Raw genomic sequence first — 239 nt, 5'->3', positions numbered from 1 at the left:
CTCGATTTAAATCTGCAAAAGATAAGCATTTTACGGAACGATCTAGTTTACTCGGTAGTTCGGTGCTTCTTTAGTGATTTGCACATCATGCACATGCGACTCTTTCATACCCGCTGAGGTTACTTTGATAAACTGCGGATTGGTACGCATATCTTCAATCGTAGCAGAACCAGTATAACCCATTGATGAACGTAAGCCACCAACCAACTGATTAACGATACCCGCAACTGGTCCTTTAT

The 239-nt window shown here is 41.8% G+C and carries 1 protein-coding gene; it reads right to left on the bottom strand.

The window, feature by feature from the left end; all coding sequences use genetic code 11:
• Nucleotides 1-42: 42 nt before the first annotated feature.
• Nucleotides 43-239 (bottom strand): IMP dehydrogenase (locus tag SB772_RS45140; RefSeq protein WP_410839166.1); only part of this gene is annotated, 197 nt, incomplete at its 5' end.

Source organism: Paraburkholderia sp. SIMBA_030 (assembly GCF_046535245.1).
Taxonomy (GTDB): domain Bacteria; phylum Pseudomonadota; class Gammaproteobacteria; order Burkholderiales; family Burkholderiaceae; genus Paraburkholderia.
Note: the sequence above shows the minus strand (reverse complement) of the source record. Positions and strands in the feature narration are given on the sequence as shown.